General features: G+C 62.6%; 24 protein-coding genes, 10 tRNA genes and 1 pseudogene. 27 read left to right on the forward strand and 8 right to left on the reverse strand.

Going from position 1 to position 23,520, the window contains the following annotated elements:
• Positions 1-69 precede the first annotated feature (69 nt).
• The 3 genes from cheY to H7U20_RS27235 all read left to right on the forward strand — a co-directional run bounded on the left by cheY (position 70) and on the right by H7U20_RS27235 (position 2,495).
• Positions 70-459, forward strand: coding sequence for a chemotaxis response regulator CheY (cheY, locus tag H7U20_RS27225; RefSeq protein WP_008450066.1), 390 nt, complete (start codon positions 70-72; stop codon positions 457-459).
• Entirely contained in the window at positions 459-1,109 is a 651-nt protein-coding gene (cheZ, locus tag H7U20_RS27230; protein WP_199762283.1) for a protein phosphatase CheZ, read from the forward strand. The genes cheY and cheZ overlap by 1 nt, the downstream gene beginning before the upstream one ends.
• Positions 1,110-1,286: 177 nt before the next feature.
• Positions 1,287-2,495, forward strand: a complete 1,209-nt coding sequence (locus H7U20_RS27235; protein WP_199762284.1) for an EAL and HDOD domain-containing protein — start codon at positions 1,287-1,289, stop codon at positions 2,493-2,495.
• Positions 2,496-2,596: 101 nt separating this feature from the next.
• Here the strand turns inward: H7U20_RS27235 and panC are convergent, their stop codons facing one another.
• The 4 genes from panC to H7U20_RS27255 form a co-directional block, all read right to left on the reverse strand.
• Positions 2,597-3,436, reverse strand: coding sequence for a pantoate--beta-alanine ligase (gene panC / locus H7U20_RS27240; protein ID WP_199762285.1), 840 nt, complete (start codon positions 3,434-3,436; stop codon positions 2,597-2,599).
• A 56-nt stretch (positions 3,437-3,492) separates the two neighbouring features.
• Positions 3,493-4,470 carry a segregation and condensation protein A gene (locus H7U20_RS27245; protein ID WP_233411132.1) on the reverse strand — a complete coding sequence of 326 codons (978 nt, stop codon included), beginning with the start codon at positions 4,468-4,470 and terminating at the stop codon, positions 3,493-3,495.
• 18 nt (positions 4,471-4,488) lie between these two features.
• A complete protein-coding gene (locus H7U20_RS27250; RefSeq protein WP_093387128.1) occupies positions 4,489-4,698 on the reverse strand; it encodes a DUF3460 family protein in 210 nt (69 codons plus the stop codon).
• 123 nt (positions 4,699-4,821) lie between these two features.
• Positions 4,822-5,889 carry a porin gene (locus tag H7U20_RS27255; RefSeq protein ID WP_199762286.1) on the reverse strand — a complete coding sequence of 356 codons (1,068 nt, stop codon included), beginning with the start codon at positions 5,887-5,889 and terminating at the stop codon, positions 4,822-4,824.
• Between the two features lie 142 nt (positions 5,890-6,031).
• Between H7U20_RS27255 and H7U20_RS27260 the strand changes: the two genes are divergently transcribed.
• Entirely contained in the window at positions 6,032-6,931 is a 900-nt protein-coding gene (locus H7U20_RS27260) for a DMT family transporter (protein ID WP_199762287.1), read from the forward strand.
• A 125-nt stretch (positions 6,932-7,056) separates the two neighbouring features.
• Here the strand turns inward: H7U20_RS27260 and H7U20_RS27265 are convergent.
• Positions 7,057-7,215 (reverse strand): annotated as a pseudogene (locus H7U20_RS27265) (GNAT family N-acetyltransferase); the annotation flags it as partial.
• Between the two features lie 96 nt (positions 7,216-7,311).
• On the opposite strand from H7U20_RS27265, the gene H7U20_RS31040 reads away from it, so the two are divergent.
• The 3 genes from H7U20_RS31040 (at position 7,312) to H7U20_RS27280 (ending at position 8,155) form a co-directional block, all read left to right on the forward strand.
• Entirely contained in the window at positions 7,312-7,512 is a 201-nt protein-coding gene (locus H7U20_RS31040; protein WP_199762288.1) for a hypothetical protein, read from the forward strand.
• A gap of 181 nt (positions 7,513-7,693) precedes the next feature.
• Complete coding sequence (locus H7U20_RS27275; RefSeq protein WP_199762289.1) at positions 7,694-7,924, forward strand: hypothetical protein; 231 nt, start codon at positions 7,694-7,696, stop codon at positions 7,922-7,924.
• A gap of 63 nt (positions 7,925-7,987) precedes the next feature.
• Entirely contained in the window at positions 7,988-8,155 is a 168-nt protein-coding gene (locus H7U20_RS27280; RefSeq protein WP_199762290.1) for a hypothetical protein, read from the forward strand.
• A gap of 87 nt (positions 8,156-8,242) precedes the next feature.
• Here H7U20_RS27280 and H7U20_RS27285 read toward each other — a convergent pair whose 3' ends face one another.
• Entirely contained in the window at positions 8,243-8,722 is a 480-nt protein-coding gene (locus H7U20_RS27285) for a GNAT family N-acetyltransferase (RefSeq protein ID WP_199762291.1), read from the reverse strand.
• 9 nt (positions 8,723-8,731) lie between these two features.
• The gene (gene metG / locus H7U20_RS27290) at positions 8,732-10,897 is read right to left on the reverse strand and encodes a methionine--tRNA ligase (protein ID WP_199762292.1); all 2,166 of its coding nucleotides are present in this window, start codon (positions 10,895-10,897) and stop codon (positions 8,732-8,734) included.
• 135 nt (positions 10,898-11,032) lie between these two features.
• Here metG and apbC point away from each other — a divergent pair, with 135 nt between their 5' ends.
• The 14 genes from apbC (at position 11,033) to H7U20_RS27360 (ending at position 16,164) form a co-directional block, all read left to right on the forward strand.
• Positions 11,033-12,121: an iron-sulfur cluster carrier protein ApbC gene (apbC, locus tag H7U20_RS27295; protein ID WP_199762293.1), complete on the forward strand. Its 1,089-nt coding sequence runs from the start codon at positions 11,033-11,035 to the stop codon at positions 12,119-12,121.
• Between the two features lie 113 nt (positions 12,122-12,234).
• A complete protein-coding gene (locus tag H7U20_RS27300; protein WP_199762294.1) occupies positions 12,235-12,651 on the forward strand; it encodes a DUF4399 domain-containing protein in 417 nt (138 codons plus the stop codon).
• Positions 12,652-12,879: 228 nt separating this feature from the next.
• Positions 12,880-14,289 carry a glutamate--tRNA ligase gene (gene gltX, locus H7U20_RS27305; protein ID WP_199762295.1) on the forward strand — a complete coding sequence of 470 codons (1,410 nt, stop codon included), beginning with the start codon at positions 12,880-12,882 and terminating at the stop codon, positions 14,287-14,289.
• A 321-nt stretch (positions 14,290-14,610) separates the two neighbouring features.
• Positions 14,611-14,686: transfer RNA gene (locus tag H7U20_RS27310), tRNA-Ala, on the forward strand.
• A 60-nt stretch (positions 14,687-14,746) separates the two neighbouring features.
• A tRNA-Glu gene (locus H7U20_RS27315) sits at positions 14,747-14,822 on the forward strand.
• 129 nt (positions 14,823-14,951) lie between these two features.
• Positions 14,952-15,027 (forward strand) — tRNA-Ala (locus tag H7U20_RS27320).
• Positions 15,028-15,081: 54 nt separating this feature from the next.
• Positions 15,082-15,157: transfer RNA gene (locus H7U20_RS27325), tRNA-Glu, on the forward strand.
• 91 nt (positions 15,158-15,248) lie between these two features.
• Positions 15,249-15,324, forward strand: a tRNA-Ala gene (locus H7U20_RS27330).
• Positions 15,325-15,349: 25 nt separating this feature from the next.
• A tRNA-Glu gene (locus tag H7U20_RS27335) sits at positions 15,350-15,425 on the forward strand.
• A 78-nt stretch (positions 15,426-15,503) separates the two neighbouring features.
• Positions 15,504-15,579, forward strand: a tRNA-Ala gene (locus H7U20_RS27340).
• A 19-nt stretch (positions 15,580-15,598) separates the two neighbouring features.
• A tRNA-Glu gene (locus H7U20_RS27345) sits at positions 15,599-15,674 on the forward strand.
• A 9-nt stretch (positions 15,675-15,683) separates the two neighbouring features.
• The gene (locus H7U20_RS27350; RefSeq protein ID WP_199762296.1) at positions 15,684-15,908 is read left to right on the forward strand and encodes a hypothetical protein; all 225 of its coding nucleotides are present in this window, start codon (positions 15,684-15,686) and stop codon (positions 15,906-15,908) included.
• A gap of 30 nt (positions 15,909-15,938) precedes the next feature.
• Positions 15,939-16,014: transfer RNA gene (locus H7U20_RS27355), tRNA-Glu, on the forward strand.
• Between the two features lie 74 nt (positions 16,015-16,088).
• Positions 16,089-16,164 (forward strand) — tRNA-Glu (locus H7U20_RS27360).
• 75 nt (positions 16,165-16,239) lie between these two features.
• Here the strand turns inward: H7U20_RS27360 and H7U20_RS27365 are convergent.
• The gene (locus H7U20_RS27365; RefSeq protein ID WP_199762297.1) at positions 16,240-17,817 is read right to left on the reverse strand and encodes a peroxidase family protein; all 1,578 of its coding nucleotides are present in this window, start codon (positions 17,815-17,817) and stop codon (positions 16,240-16,242) included.
• Positions 17,818-18,067: 250 nt separating this feature from the next.
• Between H7U20_RS27365 and earP the strand changes: the two genes are divergently transcribed.
• The 6 genes from earP to H7U20_RS27395 all read left to right on the forward strand — a co-directional run bounded on the left by earP (position 18,068) and on the right by H7U20_RS27395 (position 23,484).
• Entirely contained in the window at positions 18,068-19,246 is a 1,179-nt protein-coding gene (gene earP / locus H7U20_RS27370; RefSeq protein ID WP_199762298.1) for an elongation factor P maturation arginine rhamnosyltransferase EarP, read from the forward strand.
• Between the two features lie 124 nt (positions 19,247-19,370).
• Positions 19,371-19,946 carry an elongation factor P gene (locus H7U20_RS27375; RefSeq protein ID WP_199762299.1) on the forward strand — a complete coding sequence of 192 codons (576 nt, stop codon included), beginning with the start codon at positions 19,371-19,373 and terminating at the stop codon, positions 19,944-19,946.
• Positions 19,947-20,204: 258 nt separating this feature from the next.
• Positions 20,205-21,467 (forward strand): amidase family protein, encoded by a 1,263-nt coding sequence (locus H7U20_RS27380; protein ID WP_233411133.1) that lies wholly within the window; start codon positions 20,205-20,207, stop codon positions 21,465-21,467.
• Positions 21,468-21,640: 173 nt separating this feature from the next.
• On the forward strand, positions 21,641-21,982 hold the full coding sequence (locus tag H7U20_RS27385) for a hypothetical protein (RefSeq protein ID WP_199762301.1): 342 nt from the start codon (positions 21,641-21,643) through the stop codon (positions 21,980-21,982).
• A gap of 374 nt (positions 21,983-22,356) precedes the next feature.
• On the forward strand, positions 22,357-22,677 hold the full coding sequence (locus H7U20_RS27390) for a hypothetical protein (RefSeq protein WP_199762302.1): 321 nt from the start codon (positions 22,357-22,359) through the stop codon (positions 22,675-22,677).
• A 162-nt stretch (positions 22,678-22,839) separates the two neighbouring features.
• Complete coding sequence (locus H7U20_RS27395) at positions 22,840-23,484, forward strand: alpha/beta hydrolase (protein WP_370593266.1); 645 nt, start codon at positions 22,840-22,842, stop codon at positions 23,482-23,484.
• Positions 23,485-23,520: the final 36 nt, after the last annotated feature.

Below are 23,520 nucleotides of genomic sequence, written 5' to 3' on the forward strand. Positions count from 1 at the left end.
TATCCTACAACTTGCTGGCAATTGTAGACACTATTAACAACCGCGTAAGAAGAAACAACGGAGTAATTCATGGCTGATCCAAAGATGAAATTTTTAGTTGTTGACGATTTTTCGACGATGCGCCGCATTGTCCGGAATCTGTTGAAAGAACTGGGTTATGCCAATGTCGACGAGGCGGAGGATGGCGTCATGGCGCTGGCCAAGCTGCGCGCCGAATCGTTCGACTTCGTGGTGTCCGACTGGAACATGCCGAACATGGACGGTCTGACCATGTTGCAGAACATTCGTGCCGATCCGGCGCTGGCCAAGTTGCCGGTGTTGATGGTGACCGCCGAAGCGAAGAAGGAAAACATCATCGCGGCGGCCCAGGCCGGCGCCAACGGCTATGTGGTCAAGCCATTCACGGCGGCGACGCTGGATGAAAAGCTGAACAAGATCTTCGAAAAACTCGGAGCTTGATGATGGCCGAGCAAGACAACGGCGCCATGCAGGCAGCAATGGTGGAGCCGAACGAGGAGTTCTTGTCGCGCATCGGCCACATGACGCGGGCCTTGCACGAGAACTTGCGCGGTCTTGGTCTGGACAAGCTGATCGAGAAGGCCGCGTCCGACATGCCGGACGCGCGCGATCGCCTCGAGTATGTCGCCCGCCTCAGCGAGGACGCCGCGCAGAAGGTGCTCAACGCCACCGACGCGGCCGGCCCGCTGCAGGACCAGATCCAGTCCGACGCCAGGCAGCTGAGCGGCTCCTGGCAGATGTTGCTCGACGGCGACGCCGGCGAGCGGGATTGGCGCGCGCTGGCGCGGCAGACCATCGCCACCTTGGGCGCGACGGGCGGCCACACGGTCGGCACGAAGTCGCATTTGATGGACATCATGATGGCGCAGGATTTCCAGGATCTGACGGGACAGGTGATCAAGAAGGTCACCTCGATCGCCCAGAACGTGGAGCAGCAACTGGTGCAGATGTTGATCGACTTCGCGCCGGAACAGCTGAAGAAGGAACTCGACAACGGCTTGCTCAACGGTCCGCAGATCGACCCGGGCGGCGAGGGCGTTGTGGCCGACCAGGAGCAGGTCGACGACCTGCTCGACAGTCTCGGCTTCTAAGTCAGGATCGCGTCGCCCCCGCCCCGGCGGGGGCCGGTGCCGGCTCTCCTGCTGGGAGCGGCATCGACGTCCGCCCAGGCGGCCGTGGCGAGTCCGCGGCGCAAGGGCGGCCCGCCTCAGGGGCGCCGGCCGCGTGCCAGCAGGCTGTTTCACCGGACCGCGGACGCCGCGCTCGCCATGCACCAGACCAATTTCCTCGTCCGCGAACCGCTGCTCGATCCGCAACAGCGGGTGCTCGGCTATGAGCTGAGCTGGCAGGACGGCGCGCCCGGCGTGGCCGCGCCGGCGGCGCTGGAGGCCTTGGTCGGCTTCGTCGCCGGCCGGGTCAACCATCCGGACGACGGCTGGCTGCTGCGCGACAAGACCCTGTTCCTGCAAGCGGTGCCGGCGATGCTGTCGACCGACGCGCTGCACAACATGCCCCCCGAACACACCGTGCTGTCGATCCAGACCGCCACGCTGGCCGATCCGGCCACCCTGGCCGCCGTGCGGGCGCTGCGCGCCGGCGGCGTCGGCATTTTGCTGCGCCAGGCCGACCTGGCCAAGCTCGGCAAGGGGCTGGCCGGCGTCGCCTCGCATGTCGAGGTGCGCTTCACCGGCGCCGACCTGGCGGCCCAGGCGCGCAACTACGCCGCGTTGAAGCAGGCGGCGGTGCGCATGGTCGGCCGGCCGGTGGGCAACTGGGCCGACTTCGACGTCTGCGCCGCCCTCGGCCTGGACGCCTTCGTCGGCAAGCTGCACCTGACGCCGCGGCCGGGCAGCGTGGCGAAGGGCATGAACCCGGCCCAGACCATCATCCTGCAACTGATGCAGATGGTGCGGCAGAACGCCGACGTGGCGCAGATCGAGGCGGTGCTCAAGCGCGACGCCACCTTGTCCTACAAACTATTGAGATTTATCAATTCGGCCGGCTTCGGCGCCGGGCGCGAGGTGCAGTCGCTGCGCCAGGCCCTGGCCCTGTTGGGCTATTCGCCGCTGTACCGCTGGCTGACCCTGTTGCTGGCCACCGCCAGCAGCAACGGTTATTCGCCGGTGCTGCTGGAAACGGCGGTGGTGCGCGGCCGCCTGGCCGAGTTGCTCGGCCAGGCCGCGCTGGGCAAGAGCGAGGCGGAGAACATTTTTGTCGCCGGCATGTTCTCGCTGCTCGACCGCCTGCTCGGCATGCCGATGGAACAGGTGCTGGAGTCGATCCAGCTGGCCGACGACGTGGTGGCGGCGCTGCTGACGCGGGGCGGCAAGTACGGCCCGTATCTGGCGCTGGCCGAGGCCTGCGAACTCAATTCCTCGCTGGTGGCCGCGCTGGCCCATTCGCTGGGGCTGAGTCCGCAGGACGTCAACCAGGCCCACCTGTCGGCGCTGGCCTGGGCGCAGAACGTGGCGACCTAGGGGGAGTCTTTTCACCCAAGGGCGAAGGGCCGGGGTCGGACCCGGCGGGTCCGACCCCAGGTTTTGCCGCTGGGTTGCGCCGCCGGGTTGCGCCGGCCGGCCTAGATTTCCAGATTGTCGATCAGGCGGGTGCCGCCCAGCTTGGCCGCGGCCAGCACCACCAGCGGCGCGCCCTGGGCCAGGTCGCCGGCGCTCGGCGCTTGCAGGTCGATGCGCTTGCGGATCGAGATGTAGTCCGGGTTCCAGCCGCGCTTGGCCAGCTCGTCCATCGCCTTGCGTTCCAGCTGGGCGATGTCGAGGTGGCCGGCGCGCATTTCGCCGGCGACGAAGTTGAGCGCCTGGTACAGGGCCGGCGCCTCGGCGCGCTCGTTTTCCGACAGGTACATATTGCGCGACGACAGGGCCAGGCCGTCCTCGGCGCGGTAGGTCTCGGCGGCGATGATCTCGGTGGGCAGGGCGAACTGGCGGCTCATGTTGCGGATGATCATCAACTGCTGGTAATCCTTCTTGCCGAACACGGCCACGCGCGGCTGCACGCAGGCGAACAGCTTCATCACCACCGTGGTCACGCCGGTGAAGAAGCCGGGGCGGAACTCGCCCTCCAGCGTGTTGCCCAGGTCCTCGGGCGGGCGGATGCGGAACTCCTGCGGTTCCGGGTACAAGTCTTTCTCGGTCGGCGCGAACAGCACGTAGACGCCTTCCTTCTCCAGCTTCTCGACGTCGGCCTGGAAGGTGCGCGGGTATTTTTCGAAGTCCTCGCCGGGGCCGAACTGCAGGCGGTTGACGAAGATCGAGGCGACCACCGGGTCGCCGTGCTTGCGCGCCAGGCGCATCAGCGACAGGTGGCCTTCGTGCAGATTGCCCATGGTGGGGACGAAGGCGGTGCGCAGTTGACCGCTCAGTTGGTCGCGCAGTTCTTCAATGGAGGAGATGATTTTCATGGCATGCTTTCGCGCTGGGCGTAATGGGGAATAGGGGGAGGGCGCGGCGTCGCGGCTCAGGCCGGCGAATACGCCAGGCGCACGTAGATCGGCGCGAACGGCTCGGCCTGGGTGATCTCGATCAGGGTTTCCTTGGCCAGCTCGAGCAGGGCGACAAAGTTGACCACCACCACCGGCACGCCGCCGGCGATGTCGAACAGGTCGGCGAACTCGATGAAGCGCGACGATTGTAACTTGCGCAGGATCGAGGTCATGTGCTCCCGCACCGACAACTCCTCGCGGCTGATGTGGTGGTGCTGGGTCAGCTTGGCGCGCTTGAACACGTCGAGCCAGGCGCGCTGCAGGTCGATCGGCTCGACCTCGGGCCAGTGCTGCTCCATGCCCTGCTCGATGAACACGCGCGGCCGGACGAAGTCGCGCTCCAGCTGCGGCACGGTGTTCAGGTCGTAGGCGGCCAGCTTGATCTGCTCGTATTCGAGCAGGCGGCGCACCAGGTCGGCGCGCGGGTCGAAGTCGGGGTCGTCCAGGATCTCGCTGTGGCGCGGCGGCAGCAGCATGCGCGACTTGATCTCGATCAGCATGGCCGCCATCAGCAGGTACTCGGCGGCCAGCTCCAGGTTCGACAGGCGGATCTGGTCGACATATTTCAGGTATTGCAGGGTGACCTGCGCCATCGGGATGTCGAGGATGTTGAAGTTTTGCTTGCGGATCAGGTAGAGCAGCAGATCGAGCGGGCCTTCGAAGGCGTCGAGGAAGATCTCCAGCGCGTCGGGCGGAATGTACAGGTCGGTCGGCATGCGCAGCATCGGCTCGCCGTACAGGCGGGCCAGCGCGGTGTCGGCGGCCGGCGTCTCGGTTGCGGCGGCGGCGGCCACAGTGGCGGCGGTGGCCGTTGTGTCCGGCTCCGCCGTGGTGGCGGCGCCGACGGCGGCGGGCGCCGGCTCGGCGGCGCCGGTGGGCGGCGTGTCGAGCAGCGCGATAGCCTCGTCAGCCGGCGTCAGCGCCGTGGCGCTGGCCGTTTCTTCTGGCAACATCCTAGCCGCCCCGGGCTGTTAGACCTTGTTTTGGTAGACGTAAGCTTGTTGCTTGACGGCCGATTCAAGCTGGCGCTCTTGTTCCGACAGCGACACCGGCGCCTTGTCCCACAGCAGGGCGCGGCCGGCGCGTTGGCCTTCTTCCATGCCCGGATTCTTGGCCTTCAGCTCTTTGATGAACAAAGTGTGCTCGGATTCGTACATCTGATGTTGTTTGGTCAGTTTCATGGATTCAATGTGGATGGATCAGTAGCGCGTATTTTACCGCGCCCGGCGCGGCGGCGGTAATTCTATCGCTGCCGGCGGGCAATCCGGCGGCCGCGCCGCGCACGGCGGGCGCCGCCGGCCGGTTCAAAACTTGTGGCGCAGGCCCAGCGCCAGGGTGTTGCCGGCGGCGGCGTTGCTCAGCTTGTCGTGGAGGAAAACCGAGTACAGGTCGGTGCGCAGCGACAGGTTGTGGTCGTAGCCGGCGCTGGCGGTGTCGCGGTGGAAGGCCGCCTTGAGCGCCGAACTCTCGCGCGAGCGGGCCCAGGCCAGCATCCAGCTGCCGGCGCCGGCCGGCAAGGACAGGCCGAGGTGGCCGGTGCGCGTGCGTCGGCCGCTGACTTCGGTATTGGCGCGGTTGTAGCCGGCGTACAACTTGACGATGTTGAAGTCGTAGCTGGCGGCGGCGAAATACACGCTTTGCGAGGGCGCGGCGGCGCTGATGTTGAGGCCGTTGCTGACGCGCTGGGCCGCCGCCGTCAGCGCCAGCGCCGCGCCGGTGTAGCGCAGCACCGCCGCCTTGTTGTTGCCGTAGCTGGTGGCGGCGCCTTCGCCCAGGTTGCCCTGCAGCGTCAGGCTGACGCCGCCGACGGTGGGCGACAGGTAGGCCAGGGCGTTGTTCCAGCCGGTGTCGCCGACGATGGCGCTGCCGAAGGGCACGCTCCACAACTGGTCGACAAACGGCGACAGGCGGGTCGAAAAACCGAAGGGGTTGGCGTAGGAGGTGGCGACGAACAGGGGATTGGGCAGCCGTCCCAGGCGCAGCGTGCCCCAGTTGCCGGCCAGGCCGACATAGGCGGCGCGGGAAAACAGCGCCTCGCCGGGCACCCGGCCGGCCTCGCCGGTGTCGGCGCGGAAGAAACTCTCCAGCGCGAACTGGGCGGACAGGCCGTCGCCCAATTGTTCCGTGCCGGCCACGCCCCAGTAGGAGGTGGTCATGCCGCCGTTGTTGACGAGCGTGCTGCGGCCGCCGCCGACGCCGCTCACGCCGCTGCCGCCGCTGGCGCTGGCGGCGTAGACGTCGACCAGGCCGTACAGGCGCACATTGTTTTGCTGGGTCTGGGGCTGGGCCTGGGCCTGCGCCTGCGCCATGGCCGATGTCGCGGCGCAGCAAAACAAGGGCAGGGCCAGCATGCTGGGGGAAATGGTTTTCATCGTTTCTCCTCGGATACGGTCGACAAAGCCCGTCTCATCCTACCCTTTATTGGCACGATTTCAAGTTATTGCGGCGCACTGTCGCGGGACGGCGACAGGTGAATCGCGTATGCTGTGCCTTTGCCAAAAACCAGCCGCCCGCATGAACCACCGCCTCACGCCCAAAGTCGCCCTCATGTTGACCCTGGCTCCCTTGCTGTGGGCCGGCAACGCCATCGTCGGCCGCCTGGTGCACGAGGCCGTGCCGCCCATCCTGCTCAACTTCCTGCGCTGGGCCATCGCCCTGCTGATCCTGCTGCCGCTGGCCGGCCCGGTGTTCCGCCGCGACGGCCCGGTATGGCCGCACTGGCGCCGCTTCGCGCTGCTCGGCCTGCTGGGCATCGGCATCTACAACGCGCTGCAATACCTGGCGCTGCAAAGCTCGACGCCGATCAACGTCACGCTGGTGGCCTCGGGCATGCCGGTGTGGATGATGTTGACGGGTTGGATGTTCTTCGGCGTCAAGGTGTCGCGCCGCCAGATGGCCGGTGCCGTGCTGTCGATCGGCGGCGTGTTGTTGGTGCTGGCGCGCGGCGAGTGGGTCCATCTGCTCGAACTGCGCCTGGTGGCCGGCGACGTCTTCATGATCCTGGCGACCATCGCCTGGTCGCTGTACAGCTGGCTGTTGACGCGCTCCAAGTTGCCGCAGCAGATACGCGCCGACTGGGCCGGCTTTTTGGCGGCGCAGGTGGCCTTCGGCGTGCTTTGGTCGGGCGCCTTCGCGGCGGGCGAGTGGGCCGTCGGCAGCGCCCAGGTGCAGTGGAGTTGGACCCTGGCGGCGGCGCTGGCGTATGTGGCGATCGGCCCGGCGGTGATCGCCTTCCGTTGCTGGGGCGCCGGCGTGCAGCAGGCCGGCCCCAGCGTGGGTGCCTTCTTCAGCAATCTGACGCCGCTGTTCGCCGCGCTGATGTCGTCGGCCTTCCTCGGCGAGGCGCCGCACGGCTACCACCTGGCGGCGTTCGCCTTGATCGTCGGCGGAATCGTGGTGTCGTCGCGCCGCTGAGGCGCGCGTTCACGCCGATGCCGCTCGGTTAAGACGCCGGCGGCTATACAACCACCCTGAGGCGGAGAGCCGGGGTCGGACCCGCTGGGTCCGACCCCAGGTGCGCCTTTGGGGTGGCGCGGGGCTTAGTGGCGCAACTGGCGCCGCATCACCAGCGGCGGCGGCTCCATCGGGTTGGCGTGGCTGTATTCCAGCTCCTCGGCCAGCTCGAACTCGAAAGCGGTGTAGACGTCGATCAGCTTGGGTTGGTCGCTGCGCACGGCCAGGCGCAGCTCCTCGACGCAGTAGGTTAGGCGAGGATGAAGCGATCTCGGCCGAAAAGACCTTCAATGACTATGAGCTGAGCTTCCCGCACGTAGATATTCAAGTACCAGCCTCAGATGCCCGACGAGACCTCGCGCCTCTGCTTGTTTCTGGCCATCGACCAAGCCATGCGCTGGATGCAGCGCGCCATCGGCTCGACAACGCCGATCCAGGCGCTCAACGAATGGCAACGTCGCAAGCTGGAACTATTCGTTAGACGCGTCTATTATCAGACCGGACTTGACAGCTACATTCGTTCATTGCCCGTAGGTTTATGATTATTTATGCATAATAATTGCAAAAATTTCACTTAATTTGCCTGGTATCAATATCTAAGTTTCGAGTTCTCTTAAACTGAGCTTAGGGAGGCATTCAACGCCTTCTTTCCGATAACTTGTTCGGAAGCGTTCAAGGTGTAGGAAAAATTGGATTTTTCTAAGACATTTGATGGAGAACGAAATGAAACAATTGAACTTGGTGGAGATTCAGGCGATTTCGGGTGCAATGGGGAGCCGTGGTCAGGTCGCACCAGTAGATACGCCGTGCACGAATGCGGTGATGGGAGGGGCGATGGCAGGAGCCATTGGTGGTTTTTTTGGTGGGCCACTGGCGTTCGTCGTGTGTGCATTTGGAGGCGCATTTGGCGGCTTCATCTCAGCGGGTCATCTGTGCCGCCTAGATAGTAAATGAGGCGGCCTTCACATGGTTTCCGAATCATTGTTTGGATGCGAATGAAAAATCAGGAGAGAGGAAATGATCATCTTGAAGACGCTAATTGTAGGGAGCATAGGCGGTTTAGTTGGTTGGTACGTCGCCGATCATTCGCATGCAAATGGGTTAATGGCTTTTAAATATCTTTTTATTGGAAATGTGGCCGCATTGATTGGAGTTCTGATAAAGAGGAAAGTGGGGAAGAAATAGCGCATTAATTTATAAAGCGACAAGGCTGGTTTGGTGTCAGATCAATCTGCAGTCCGCTGAAAGAAACGTCACGACCTGATGCCAATTTTAATGCCGCAGCTGGCGCCGCATCACCAGCGGCGGCGGCTCCATCGGGTTGGCGTGGCTGTATTCCAGCTCCTCGGCCAGCTCGAACTCGAAGGCGGTGTAGAAGTCGATCAGTTTGGGCTGGTCGCTGCGCACGGCCAGGCGCAACTCCTCGATGCCGCAGGTCAGGCCGTGGTGGATCACCGCCTCCAGCAAATGCTGCGACAGGTTGCTGCCGCGCCGCGCGGCGATCACGCCCATGCGCAGGATTTCCCACACGTCCGGCTCGGCGTCGAGCGGCAGCCAACGCACCGAGCCGACCGGCACCTCGTCGATCAACAAGATAAAACCGCCGCCGTCGCGCAGGTGCTGCGCGACGAGTACGGCGGTTTCTCTGTGGCCACTCGAGGTGACGTTGACCTTGCCGGCCCACGCCGAGCGCGTGAGCTCGGCGATCAGTCTGGCATCGTCATTGTTTGCTTCGCGCACCACGATGTTCATCGACGGTCCTTAGCGGATGCGCATGCCCGGCTCGGCGCCCGGCCACGGGTTGAGGATGTAGATGCCAGGGTTGGCCTTCTCGTCGGCCGCCGAACCGGCCAGCACCATGCCTTCGGAGACGCCGAATTTCATCTTGCGCGGCGCCAGGTTGGCCACCATCACGGTCAGCTTGCCGACCAGCTCTTCCGGCTGGTACATCGATTTGATGCCGGAGAAGACGTTGCGCAGGCGGCCTTCGCCGACGTCCAGGGTCAGGCGCAGCAGCTTGTCGGAACCGTCGACGTGCTCGCAGTTGACGATCTTGGCGACGCGCAGGTCGATCTTCATGAAGTCGTCGATCTTGATCTCCGGCGCCAGCGCTTCGACGCCGTCGAGCGGGGCCACGGCGGCGGCCACGGCGGCAGGTCCGGCGGCCTTGGCGGCCGGCGCGGCGATTGCGCCGGTGGCGCCGGCGGCCGGGGCGGGCGCGTCGAACAGCTCCTCGATCATCTTGGCGTCGACCCGGGTCATCAGGTGGTTGTAGGCGCCGATGGTGCGGCCCAGCATGGCCTGCGAGACGATGCCGCTGGCGACGTCGGTGTCGGCCCAGAGCAGTTGCTCGTCGTTGAGGAACTTGGCCACGTTGGCGGCCACGCCCGGCAGCACCGGCGACAGCAGGATGGTCAGCTGGCGGAACAGGATCAGCGCGGCGGTGCAGACGTCGTGCAGCTCGGCGGTCTTGTCGGCATCCTTGGCCAGGATCCACGGCTTGTTCTCGTCGACGTACTGGTTGGTGATGTCGGCGATCTCCATGATCTCGCGCAGCGCCTTGCCGAATTCGCGGTGCTCGAAGTGGTGGGCGATGCTGGCCTGGCGTTCCTTGCCGTCGGTGGTGGTCAGCGCGCGCTGGATCCAGCCCTGGGCGCCTGCCGACAAGGTGGCGGCCAGCTTGCCGTCGAATTTCTTGGCGATGAAGCCGGCGCAGCGGCTGGCGATGTTGACGTATTTGCCGATCAGGTCGCTATTCACCCGCGCCACGAAGTCGTCGCCGGTGAAGTCCAGGTCTTCCACCTTGGAGTTCAGTTTGAAGGCGATGTAGTAGCGCAGCCATTCCGGGTTCATGCCCAGGTTCAGGTAGCGCAGCGGCGAGATGCCGGTGCCGCGCGACTTGGACATTTTTTCGTTGTTGACGGTCAGGTGGCCGTGCACGTTGACCTTCAGCTTGGCTATCACCGGATGGTCGGCGAATTTCAGCATCGCCGGCCAGAACAGCAGGTGGAAGGAAACGATGTCCTTGCCGATGAAGTGGATCTGTTCGGTGGCCGGGTCCTTGAGCAGGGCGTCGAAGTCGATGCCCTTTTTCTGGCAGTAGTTTTTCAGGCTGGCCAGGTAGCCGACCGGCGCGTCCAGCCAGACGTAGAAGAACTTGCCCGGCGCGTCGGGAATCGGGATGCCGAAGTAGGGCGCGTCGCGTGAAATGTCCCAGTCGGCCAGCTTCTCGCCGGCTTCGCCCAGCCATTCGCTGACCTTGTTGACCATTTCCGGCTGCAAGCGGCCCGGGGTGTTCAGCCAATCCTTGAGGAACTCGAAGCAGCGCGGGTCGGACAGCTTGAAGAAGTACTGCTCCGACGGCTTGAGGATGGGCGTCGAGCCGGTGAACACCGAGAAGGGGTTGACCAGTTCGGTCGGCTGGTAGGCCGCGCCGCAGACTTCGCAGTTGTCGCCGTATTGGTCCTTGGCGCCGCATTTCGGGCATTCGCCCTTGATGTTGCGGTCGGCCAGGAACATGCCCTTGACCGGGTCGAAGAAGCGGTCGACGACCTTGGTGGAGATCAGGCCGGTGTCGCGCAGCTTGCGGTAGATGCCCTGCGACAGCTCGACGTTTTCCGGCGAGTCGGTCGAATACCAGTTGTCGAAGGCGATGTGGAAGCCGTCGAGGTATTGGGCGCGGCCGGCGGCGATCTTGGCGACGAACTCCTGCGGCGTGATGCCTTCCTTCTCGGCGGCGATCATGATCGGCGTGCCGTGGGTGTCGTCGGCGCCGACAAAGTGCACCTCGCGCAGTCCGGCGCCGTCGCGCTGCATTCGCTGGAAACGGACCCAGATGTCGGCCTGGATGTATTCCATCATGTGGCCAATGTGGAAGGCGGCGTTTGCATAAGGCAGGGCAGTGGTGACGAACAGCTTGCGGGTCATGATTGATGCACTTTGTGGGTGGAGGAAACAGGCATTTTAACAGCGGATGCCCTTGGTGGGCACTTCGGCGGCAGGGGGAATCCTGTAATTATGGCTATTTTGCGCTAGACTGCGGCATCACATACGGAGATTTTCATGAGCATCACAGTAGAAGACGTCAAGGCGGCATTGTCAAAAGTTGTTGATCCCAATACAACAAAGGACTTCGTGTCCGGCAAGGCGGTGAAGAATTTGAAGGTCGAGGGCAACGCCGTCTCGCTCGACATCGAGCTGGGCTACCCGGCCAAGAGCCAGTTCGAGGCGATCCGCGCCAGCGTGACGGCGGCCGTGCAGGCGCTGCCGGGTGTCGGTGCGGTGACGGTGGGCGTGGCCTCGAAGGTCATCTCGCACACCGTGCAGCGCGGCCTGAAGCTGATGCCGAACGTGAAGAACATCATCGCCGTGGCCTCCGGCAAGGGCGGCGTCGGCAAGTCGACCACCGCCGTCAACCTGGCGCTGGCCTTGGCCGCCGAGGGCGCCTCGGTCGGCGTGCTGGACGCCGACATCTACGGCCCGTCGCAGCCGATGATGCTGGGCGTCAGCGGCAAGCCGGTCACCAAGGACGGCAAGACCATGGAGCCGCTGGAGAACTACGGTCTGCAGGTGTCGTCGATCGGCTTCATGATCGACCCGGACGAGCCGATGGTGTGGCGCGGCCCGATGGTCACCCAGGCCCTGCAGCAGTTGTTGGAGCAGACCAACTGGCGCGATCTGGATTACCTGATCGTTGACATGCCGCCGGGCACCGGCGACATCCAGCTGACCTTGTCGCAAAAAGTGCCGGTGACGGGCGCGGTGATCGTCACCACGCCGCAGGACATCGCCCTGCTGGACGCGCGCAAGGGTTTGAAGATGTTCGAGAAGGTCGGCATTCCGATCCTCGGCATCGTGGAGAACATGAGCACGCATATCTGCTCGAACTGCGGCCACGCCGAGGAAATCTTCGGTTCCGGCGGCGGCGCCAAGATGTGCGCCGACTTCGGCGTCGAGTTCCTCGGCGCGCTGCCGCTGACCATGGCGATCCGTCAGCAGACCGATTCCGGCAAGCCGACCGTGGTGGCCGAGCCGGACGGTCCGGTGGCGGCTATCTACAAGGACATCGCCCGCAAGATCGCCGTGCAGGTGGCTGAGAAGGCCAAGGACATGACCAGCAAGTTCCCTAGCATCGTCATCAAGAACGACTGAGGTAAGGGGTCGGGCCGGTACTGGCCCGGCCGTTCGGTTCGGGGTATAGTGTTGTCATTTTGTTTAGTGCCCCGTTTGTCCACCCATAGGAGATATAAATGAAGAAAAATCTGATGAGCGCATTTTCCGTCGCCCGCCTGAGCCGCCGCGTGTTGCTGGCTGCCGTGCTGGGCGGCGGCGTGGCGGCTGGCGCGCTGGCGCAATCGGTCTCGTTTGTCGAGCCGATCGACGGCGCCACCGTCAGCAGCCCGTTCAAGGTCAAGTTCGCCGTCAGCGGTATGGACGTCAAACCGGCCGGCGACATGAGCGCCAATACCGGTCACCATCATCTGCTGATCAACGCCGATCCGATCAAGGCCGGCGAGTCGGTGCCTTTCGACGAGACCCACCTGCACTTCGGCAAGGGTCAGACCGAGGCCGAAGTCAAGCTGCCGCCCGGCACCTACACCTTGACCATGCAGTTCGCCAACGGTGCGCACCAATCGTATGGTCCCGGCCTGAGCAAGGGCATCAAGGTCACCGTCAAGTAACTGTCGCCCTCAAGAAACTCGCCGTCGTCCTCGCGAAACTCGCCGTCGTCCTCGAGAATCTCGCCGTCGTCCTCGCGAAAGCGGGGACCCATACGGCGCATCCCGTATTGGATGGCGCGCGCAGCATGGGTTCCCGCGTGCGCGGGAACGACGGCGGGCAGGGCGGCTAGGCCGTACCCTGGCAACGCGGTAAAATAGCTTCTTTTACATATAAGCTTCCCTACCTCGATGACCACTGCCACCGCCAAGCCCGTCCGCACCCGTTTCGCTCCCAGCCCGACCGGCTACCTCCACCTGGGCGGCGCCCGCACGGCGCTGTACTCCTGGGCCTTCGCCCGCCACTTCGGCGGCACCTTCGTGCTGCGCATCGAAGACACCGACCTTGAGCGTTCCACGCCGGAAGCGGTGCAGGCCATCATCGAAGGCATGCAATGGCTCGGCCTGGACCACGACGAAGGTCCGTTCTATCAGATGCAACGCATGGACCGCTACCGCGAAGTCGTGGCGCAGATGCTGGAAGCCGGCACCGCCTACCTGTGCTATTCCTCGCCGGAAGAAGTCGAAGCGATGCGCGAGCGCATGCGCGCGGCTGGCGACAAGCCGCGCTACGACGGCACTTGGCGCCCGGAAGCCGGCAAGACCCTGCCGCCGGTTCCCGCCGAGCGCAAGCCGGTGGTGCGTTTCAAAAACCCGCTGGACGGCGAAGTGAGCTGGGACGACGTGGTCAAAGGCACCATCACCATCGGCAACAAGGAGATGGACGATCTGGTCATCGCCCGTCCGGACGGCACGCCAACCTATAACTTCTGCGTCGCCGTCGACGACTGGGACATGGGCATCACCCACGTGCTGCGCGGCGACGACCACGTGAACAACACGCCACGCCAGATCAACATCCTGCGCGCGATCGGCGCGCCGCTGCCGCTGTACGGCCACCTGCCGATGATCCTGGGTTCCGACGGCGAGAAGCTGTCCAAGCGCCACGGCGCCGTCAGCGTGATGGACTACCCGGCGCAGGGCTATCTGCCGGAAGCGATGCTGAACTACCTGGCGCGCATGGGCTGGAGCCATGGCGACGACGAAGTGTTCTCGATGGAGCAGTTCTGCGAGTGGTTCAACCTGGACCACCTGACCCGCTCGGCGGCCCAATTCAACAACGAAAAGCTGGCTTGGCTGAACAACCACTATATTAAGCAAGCCGACAACGAGCGCCTGGCCAAGCTGGTCACGCCGCGCATGCTGGCCGACGGCGCCCAGTTCGACGGCGCGCCGGCGTTGCCGGCCGTGCTGGCGCTGATGAAGGAGCGCGTCAACACCACCAACGAGCTGGCCGACGCCGCCATGCTGTTCTACCGCGAGCCGAAGCCGGACGCGGCGCTGCTGACCCAGCACCTGACCGACGCCGTCAAGCCGGCGCTGGCCCAGTTCGCCGAGCGCTGCGCCACGGTGGAGTGGAGCAAGGAGGCGCTGGCCGCGATGATCAAGGAAGTGCTGGCCGCCAACACGCTGAAGATGCCGCAGATCGCCATGCCCTTGCGCTTGATCGTCACCGGCCAGTTGCAGACGCCGGCCATCGACGCGGTGTTGCAGATCTTTGGCCGCGAGGCGATCCTGGCGCGCCTGGCGAAGTTTCTTTAAGGCTACTTCGAAAAGCCGTCATTCCGCATCGGCGGACCGCCGCGTAGGCGGGAATCCATACGCCGCATGTCCATTGGCTCAGCATAGGTTCCCGCCTACGCGGGAACGACAATTTTGCAGTTTTTGAAGTTTTTTTAATAGTAGTTGTAAGAACCTGCCGCTCGGCATCGGCTTTCGCCGGTGCGGAGCGGCGAATTCAGGCGTTTTCAACGTACCCATCATCGCGCCGAATGAGCGGGTACGGAGAATAAATCTGCAAAGTTGCAAAAGGGTATTTGCAGAGTGAAGATCCTTTGCTATACTCTTGTTTCTGCAGCAAACGGGGGTATAGCTCAGCTGGGAGAGCGCTTGCATGGCATGCAAGAGGTCATCGGTTCGATCCCGTTTACCTCCACCAACATCGGGAAGCAGTCGGTTCCGGTAGTTTGTAAATAGCGCTGCAGAATAGTTGTTCAGGGTCCCCATCGTCTAGAGGCCTAGGACATCACCCTTTCACGGTGAGTACAGGGGTTCGAATCCCCTTGGGGACGCCAGAGTTTTAGTAGTGGATGTAGATTGACCGTTGTTTGTACTGATTGTTGGAAGTTTGGCTTCATGCTGGATTTGAAACAAGTAGTGAAACAAAAGTCGCCCCGTGCGGCTTTTATTATTTCTACGCCAGAGGGGGTATAGCTCAGCTGGGAGAGCGCTTGCATGGCATGCAAGAGGTCATCGGTTCGATCCCGTTTACCTCCACCACCAGCGTAGAAGTAGGTAGTGTGTGAAGCAGTAAAATGTTGTCGGTAGTTCCTGGTCCCCATCGTCTAGAGGCCTAGGACATCACCCTTTCACGGTGAGTACAGGGGTTCGAATCCCCTTGGGGACGCCAGCTGACGCTGGTAGTGGTAAGAGTGGTAAAAAAGTAGTGCTTTGTAGAAGAGCACGAGATCGCGCAAGCGGTATATTGATTTCTGCGCCCGGGGGGTATAGCTCAGCTGGGAGAGCGCTTGCATGGCATGCAAGAGGTCATCGGTTCGATCCCGTTTACCTCCACCAATGGCGCAGAAACAAACGGACATGAGTCTCCATCGTCTAGAGGCCTAGGACATCACCCTTTCACGGTGAGTACGGGGGTTCGAATCCCCCTGGAGACGCCAACGGTGTTGGTAGTAGTGAAAGCATCCTGCAGAGGATGCGAAGTCGCCCACAGCGGCTGTTGTGATTTCTGCGCCCGGGGGGGTATAGCTCAGCTGGGAGAGCGCTTGCATGGCATGCAAGAGGTCATCGGTTCGATCCCGTTTACCTCCACCATTGGCGCAGAAATATGTTTGTCCCCATCGTCTAGAGGCCTAGGACATCACCCTTTCACGGTGAGTACAGGGGTTCGAATCCCCTTGGGGACGCCAAAAAATGATTTGATCGATCAAGCCGCCGAGAGCGGCTTTTTTGTGTCCGCTCGCTTTGTCCGCGCATTTGCCTACGCATTTGCCTGCGCGTTTGGCGCGGCCAGGGCCGTGCCGCATATTTTTCGCATGCAATGTTGTTTCGATACCAATTTGATTGGTAAAAAGCGTAAAAAGCCGTCGATTCTATTGATTTGCATTCTTGCGCTGTGCTATGATTCGCGCACGCTTTTTTGAGGGCTGGTAAAGACTCGAAATGACCGCCGGGTCCCCATCGTCTAGAGGCCTAGGACATCACCCTTTCACGGTGAGTACAGGGGTTCGAATCCCCTTGGGGACGCCAGGATTTGGCGGCAAGCTGAAGTAGTTGTTGTATCAGGTCTGGATGTGCAAGTGGGCATCCAAGGACAGATTTCTGTCCCCATCGTCTAGAGGCCTAGGACATCACCCTTTCACGGTGAGTACAGGGGTTCGAATCCCCTTGGGGACGCCAGTCAAGCTCCATCGGAGCGACAAGAAAAAGCCGCGCTAGGCAACTAGCGCGGCTTTTTTCGTTTTGGCCGGCGGTTCAGGCCCACAGCTGGTGGAGCAAATGCCACATGCGCATTTCCTTGAGCTGCGGCGACCAGTCGGCGGCCAGCGGATGGTTGCGGTAGGACTCCGGGTCGGCGTCGAGCAGGCCGTGGAACACCTCCAGCACAATCCTGCCGCCCGTCTCGCCCAATTGCGTCGCCGTCGGACTGGCCGCCGCCAGCAGTTCCTGTTCGGAGAAGGCTTGCGGCCGGCCGTCGCCGTCCAGCGGGCGGCGCAACCACCAGTCGACCAGCGGCGCCTGCGCCTCGGCCAGGATGTAGAACCACAGCGGCGTCTTGGCGAGCAGCGTGGCCGGCAGGGCCTTGAAGGTTTGTCGGTCGCCGCCGGCGCTCTTGTCGCGCAACACCAGATGGCAGGGGTCGAGCTGCGGCACGCCGAGCGCCTCGCCGACCGCCTGGCCGCAGGGCAGTTGCAGCTTGCGGCCGCGCAGCAGGTTGCGCGCGCCCAGGTTGACGATGCTGTCGCCGTTGACCACCGGCGGCGGCAGGTAGGCCAGCGGATTGACGAAGGTGGTGTCGATCCGGTAAGCGAATTGCAGCCGCCGCAGGTCGCCCTCGGCGCCCTCGTCGTTTTGCGCGTCCTTGTCGCCGGGCGTGCCGGAGCGGCTGCGGCCGTCGGGGCGGGGGAAGAACAGGCCCCAGTCGTCGATCACGTGGTTCGGCGGCAGCGGCTGCATGCCGATCAGGGAATGGTCCGGGTTCGGCTGCGCTTCGTTCTTGGCGAAAATGAGGGCGCCGAAGCGCTCGTTCAACTGGTAGCCGGTGCGCACCATGGAGTGGCCGAAGCGGTAGGCGGCGGCGGAGAACTCCAGCGGAATGGCGCCGCGCTTGTCCGGCGTGTACAGGGCGAAGGCGGCGAGGTTGCGCGACAGGCCGCGCGGCGTCGGGTCGCGGCGGTGCTCGAAGGCTTGCAGCGTCTCGTTGCTGACGATGCGAGGTAGGAAATCCTCGACCAGGATGCGCTGGTAGGTCCAGCGCACTTCGTTGCGCGTCAGGTCGAACAACTGGCGGCTGTCTTTCAGCGCGGGCCGGGCCGCCTCCAGCCGGTCGGCGACGGCGTTGTGGAAGCGGATGAAGGCCATGTGCAGATTGCAGATGATGGAGTTCTCGTCGTTGCGCGGATCGCCGACGATGGCGCGGCCGCCCTGGCGCGGCAGGTCGTCGACGCCTTCGATCAGGCGGATGCCGTCGCGGTACATATACGGCGAGGCGAGCGGGCCGAGGCCGTACAGGCTGTCCAGGTCGAAGCAGGGCGTGCGCCGGTTGCCGGGGCGGCTGTGGTCCATCGGGTCCAGTGTCGAGCTGGTGTCGAAGCTCAGGTCGTGGTCGGCGAACTGGCCCAGATAGGTGTAGCCGGCGGGGACGTACAGGTTTTCCTCGGGATCGGGCCGGTCGCCCGGTTGTTCCTCGACGTCGGCCATGCCCTGCTCGGCGGCCAGGTCGATCAGTTCCTGCGGCGCCGGCTGGTCGGGGTCGGCGGCGAGCAGGCGGGAGAATCCGCCCAGGCCGTTGTCGGTCAGGCCGTGTAGCGATGTGGGGTTGGCGGAGCTCATGGGAATCACCTCGGCGGTAATGTGGTTGGGGGGAGGGACCAGCCTCGCACCTTGTGGCCGGCGGCGTCATGGGCGGGATCAAACCCGGCCGGTGTAGTTGAAAAATGCGCCAGCCTTCTTGCCGGCCGGATTGAATGCATGCCGAAATCGGTTAGAATGGCGGCCTTGGACGCGCCCATTGCGTGCCCGCGACCGCCTGCAACAAACCGTCCAGCTGCGTATCATTTCCTCCCGTTCCGCCTGAGCATCTATGTCCCCGAACACACATCAAGCACGCACCCTGGCCCTGTTCTGCAAGGTCGTCGACAATTTCGGCGACATCGGCATCTGCTGGCGTTTCGCCCGCCAGTTGCGGCAGGAGCACGGCATCGCCGTCACCCTGTGGGTCGACGACCTAGCCAGTTTCCGCCGCCTCTGTCCTGAAGTGGTGGTGGGCGCCGAGACGCAGCAGATCGCCGGCGTGGCGGTGCGCCACTGGCGCGACCAGGACGGCGTGTTCGCGCCCGAGGACATCGCCGATATCGTCATCGAGTTCTTCGCCGTCGACATCCCGCCCGGCTACATCGCCGCGATGGCGCAGTGCCAGCCGCGCCCGGTGTGGTTCAACCTGGAGGGGCTGAGCGCCGAAGAGTGGGTCGAAGGTTGCCACACCCTGCCGTCGTCGCATCCGCGCCTGTCGCTGACCAAGCACTTCTTCTTCCCCGGCTTCACCGACAAGACCGGCGGCCTGCTGCGCGAGGCCGGCCTGGAGCAGCGGCGCCGCCAGTTCCAGTCCGATCCGGCGGCGATGGCGGCCTTCCTGGCGCCGTTCGGTGTGACGGCGGAGGAGATGGCGTCGACCAAGGTGTCGCTGTTTTGCTACCCGCACGCGCCGGTGGCGGCCTTGTTCGAAGCCTGGCAGCAGGGCGACGAAGCCGTCACCTGCCTGGTGCCCGAGGGCGTGGCCAGCGAAACGGTGCAGGCCTTCCTTGGCGCGGCGGCGCAAGCCGGCGCGGCGCGCACCGTCGGCTCGCTGCGCGTGCGCGTGCTGCCCTTCGTCGCCCAGCCGGACTACGACAAGCTGTTGTGGGCCTGCGACCTGAACCTGGTGCGCGGCGAGGACTCGTTTGTGCGCGCGCAGTGGGCCGGCCGGCCCTTCGTCTGGCATATTTATCCGCAGGACGAGAATCTGCATCATGTAAAATTGCGTGCCTTCCTGGGCCGCTACGCCGGCGACATCGACAGCCTGATCCGCTTCGCGCTGTGCTGGAACGGCGCCGAGGCCGCGCCGCAGCAGGATGGCTGGGCGGCCCTGTGGTCCGCCTTCCGCGCCGACATGCCGCAAATGGGCAGCCTGACCGAGGCCTGGCAGCAGAAAATGATGGCAAACGGCGACATGAGCGGCAATTTGCTGCAGTTTGCCTGTTCGCTGAGGTCGGTGGCCGGATAAAAAGAAGGTATAATGTTCGGTTAATTTCTACCGTATTTTTAACTCGATCAAACGTGAGCCTAGGGCGCCAAGTCCGACGGCGGCAGATGATTTTTACGCAACCCACTTTTTACGTACACTCTTTATGAAACCTGCAAAAGAAATTCGTGTTGGCAACATCATTATGGTTGATAGCAAGCCTATGATCGTGTTGCGTTCTGATGTCAACGGTTCGAGCCGCACGGGCTTCACTTACAAATGGAAGATGAAGAATCTTCTGACCAACAGCCCGCTGGAAAACGTGTTCCGCGGCGACGACAAGTTCGACGTCGTTGTGCTGGATAAGAAGCCAGTGACCTACTCGTACTTCGCCGATCCACTGTTCGTCTTCATGGATTCCGACTACGAACAGTACGAAATCGAAGAAGAGAACCTGGGCGATGCACTGCATTACCTGAAGGACGGCATGGAATGCGAAGCGGTGTTCTACGACGGCAAGGCCATCTCGGTCGAGCTGCCAACCACCATTGCGCGCCAGATCGTCTACTCGGAGCCTGCGGTCAAGGGCAACACTTCGGGCAACGTCCTGAAAGAAGCCAAGATCGAAAACGCCATCGAAGCGCATCGCCACATCGTTCAAGTGCCGCTGTTCGTTTCGCAAGACGACGTCATCGAAATCGACACCCGCACCAACGAGTACAAGCGCGTAGTGCGCAACTAAGCACCAACACGTTCGCCGGCGGCCTTTCGGCCGTTTGCAAAAAAAGCACGCCCGCATTTGCCGGCGTGCTTTTTTTATTCGTCAAAGGATCGATCGGACGGTGTTTCTTTTGTAACACGTGATCTTAAAGAATGTTCTATTCTTAGTAGCAATTTTGTTGTTTGGAAACCTTCTTGCTGGTAAGCTATTCGCACGCAATTGCGGAAACTTGATACAAGCACTCACGAGGATGGCATGGATCGCAGGGATTTCGTTCGGATGGGACTGTCTGCCGGCACCACGGCGCAGTCCGATCGCGCGCAAGGGGCGGCCTCGCTGCCCAGGATCACCCCCAAGCTCGGCGCCAGTCCCATCCTTGACGCCGGCGTGCAGGAACAGCAGGAATTGATGCAGGCCGGCAAGCTGACCTCGCATTGGCTGACCTCGCAATATCTGGCCCGCATCAAGACCATCGACGGCAGCGGCACGCGGCGCCAGTCGCTCATCGAAGTCAACCCCGAAGCCCTGAAGATCGCCCTGGAGATGGACCGCGAACGCGCCCTCAAGCGCCTGCGCGGACCCTTGCACGGCATTCCCGTTCTGCTCAAAGACAATATCGCCACGGCCGATAGGATGAGCACCGCCTCCGGCGAACGCGCCGCCAGCGACGCCCACGTCGCGGCGCAACTGCGCGCCGCCGGCGCCGTCATCATCGGCAAGACCAGCCGCAGCGAATGGCGCGACACGCAATCCGGCGAGCTGTTGCCGGGCCGGGGCATGGCGGCCGACGGCGGCTATCTGCCCGAGCGGCGCCGCAGCGGCGCCGGCGCCGCCATCGCCGCCGGACTGGCGACGCTGGCGGTGGGCACGGAAACGGACGGCGCCTGCGTCGCGCCGGCCTCCTTCTGCGGACTGGTCGGCATCAAGCCCACCCTGGGCTTGGTCAGCCGCGGCGGCATCGTCGCACTGGCGTTGCGCCAGGACGCGCCCGGTCCGCTGGCGCGCAGCGTGGCCGACGCGGCGCTGATGCTGGCCGTGATGGCCGGCGTCGACAGCGCCGATCCGGCGACCCAGGCCAGCGTCGGCCGGGTGGTCGATTACAGCGCCGCCCTCAACAAGGGCGGGCTGGGCGAGCGCCGCATCGGCGTGGTGCGCGATTTCTTCGGCCGTAGCGAAGAGCTCGATCTGGTCATTGCCGACGCCTTGCAAGCCTTGCTGCTGCAGGGCGCGCAACTGGTCGACGTGCATCTGGGGCAGGGCGGACAGGCCGGCGCGTTGCCGCCCGGCGCGCTGGACGCGCTGATGGCGCAGCAGCGGCTCGACGCGCTGGTGGCGCCATCGTGCGCGCCGGCCGAGCTGGCCGAGTATCCGCATGTGACGGTGCCGGCCGGGCAGGTCTGCGGCCGGCCGGTGGGGCTGTCCTTCGTTGGCACGGCCTATAGCGAGGCGGCCTTGATACAGATGGCCTATGCCTTCGAGCAGGCCACGTTGCACTGGCGGGCGCCGAAATATCCGGCCAGCGTGTTGCTGAATATGAAATAATCGGCTTTTCGCCTCCCGTTCGATAGCTTACTGTGACCCGCGAAAAGCGGGTGTTGGTGTTCGGTCTGTTTCCGTCGAGGAGCAGCCGTGGCATCGCTGCGACATGAGTGTTCGAACAGGAAAATATAATCGAACAATGAGCGCTTCTGCGGAGGCGAGTCGGGATACTTGCGATGCGGCTGACACAAAGACTCTTTATTATCGTTTTTAGTTTTCTGACGAGTGCATTCAGCGGGTACTATTTCTTCGTCCATTTGGAGAAGCCGAATGTTGCGCTAAGTGTGGCCGGTTTGATTGCGAGCGGCTTCTTCTTCGGTTTACTGCAAGGCTGGCTCTTTGGCGCAGCGGCATATAAAGCGGTGAAATTAGGGGCATTTTTAGGGGTATTGCTTCTTTGGATTCCCCCGGTTGTCGCCACTTATGGCTTTGCGCTTATCGCATTACCTCTTTTGATGGCATATGCTGAATTTGTCGCCTACGGTGTTCGACGCACGGGGAATTTTCGTGCATCTTAATCCGATTTCGAGCTTTCTCGCTTGGCTGAGGACGGCTAAAATCTGGAAACGATTTTTTTAAAATCGGCACTAGATGTGGATAAATCTTGTGGCATATGTGGCAGAATTTCGAATCAAAAAAACGATCTCCTTTCGATTGACTGTGGGGGCGACTGTTGGGATTGTATCGGTGAAATCGAAGCAGATATGGCTGATGAGGGTGCGTTGGCAAAGGTCAGGGAAGAGTTCGCGGCTGGCCTGCGACCAGGATGGACTGATGTAAATCTTAAACCCACCACGGACAACAGCACCTCAAAGTAGATGCTGAAAACGCCAGTTGTCGCCGTTCGTCGTAACGAGTGTCTGGCGTAATAATAAATCGGGAGAATTTTTGCATGATGGACTCTATCCTCGGTAACGTGATGGTCATCAGCCTAGTGCTGCCGCTAATTCAGGTAGCAGGCTTCTGGTATATTTGGCGAGAGAAGATTGCAAGCCCTTGGTGGTTTTCCTCGATAGGTTTATTCGGGATGTACATGATAATGGCTATGTGTCTCAGTTCGACTTTCTCCAATATCGGCGTCACAGGAAATATCTCAGGCACGTCTGGTAATACAGTGAATTCACTTGCGATGCACTACATCGGGGTGACTTTGATTGGCGTCATCGTTGCTACGGCCATGCTGTGGGGACTGCGGAAATTTTTCGGGAAATGAAGGAAAACCTATTTGAAAATTGTTAGCCTGCTAATCGCGCTCAGCTGTTTGTCGGGCAGTGCCATTGCTGCCACCACAAGCCAGCCGTCTAGCTTTGCGCTCGAGAACACCGAAGTGCGAGACATCCACGCACAAGCCTTGAAGCGGGACTATTAAGTCTTTGTGGCCTTGCCCGACTCCTATCGAGAGGGTAACAAACGCTATCCGGTACTGTTCGTCGTCGACGCCAACTATTCGTTTCCGGTCGTACGCAATATTGCACAGCGCCTGAACAAGCATGCGGGGATGGAAGAAGTGGTCGTGGTCGGCCTGTCATATGCAAAAGGTGATGGCGGGGTTTTCAGTCGCCGCCGCGATTACACGCCTACCGTGCCGCGCAACAATGACTATCGTTCGGATACGCCGGGGCGGCAAGCTGCGTTTGGCGAGGCTGCGGCATACGGCAAGTTCGTCTCTGGCGAAGTGTTTCCGTTCATCGCGAGTAACTACCGTGTGGACATGGCGCGCAAGGTCTTCATTGGCCATTCGTATGGCAGTCTGCTTGGCCCGCAGATTTTACTGACCGAGCCGCGTACTTTCGATCATTACATCCTCGGCAGTCCGTCGCTCTGGTATGACGCTGGGGTGATGTTCGACCGCGAAAAGGCGTATGCCGCGACACATAAGGACCTTCCTGCTTCGGTGTTCTTCGGCATTGGCGGGCTGGAACGTCTAGCGGCAGGAAAGAAGCGCTCGCGCTCGGAGGACGATGCTTGCTGTGGTCTAATTTGCCTGGACACCTCAATAGGTGGAAAATCCACCATCTGAGGAGTGATACATGGCAACAAGAAAGCGAAAGACATT

The organism is Rugamonas violacea (genome assembly GCF_016461825.1).
In the GTDB taxonomy this organism is placed as follows: Bacteria; Pseudomonadota; Gammaproteobacteria; order Burkholderiales; family Burkholderiaceae_D; genus Rugamonas.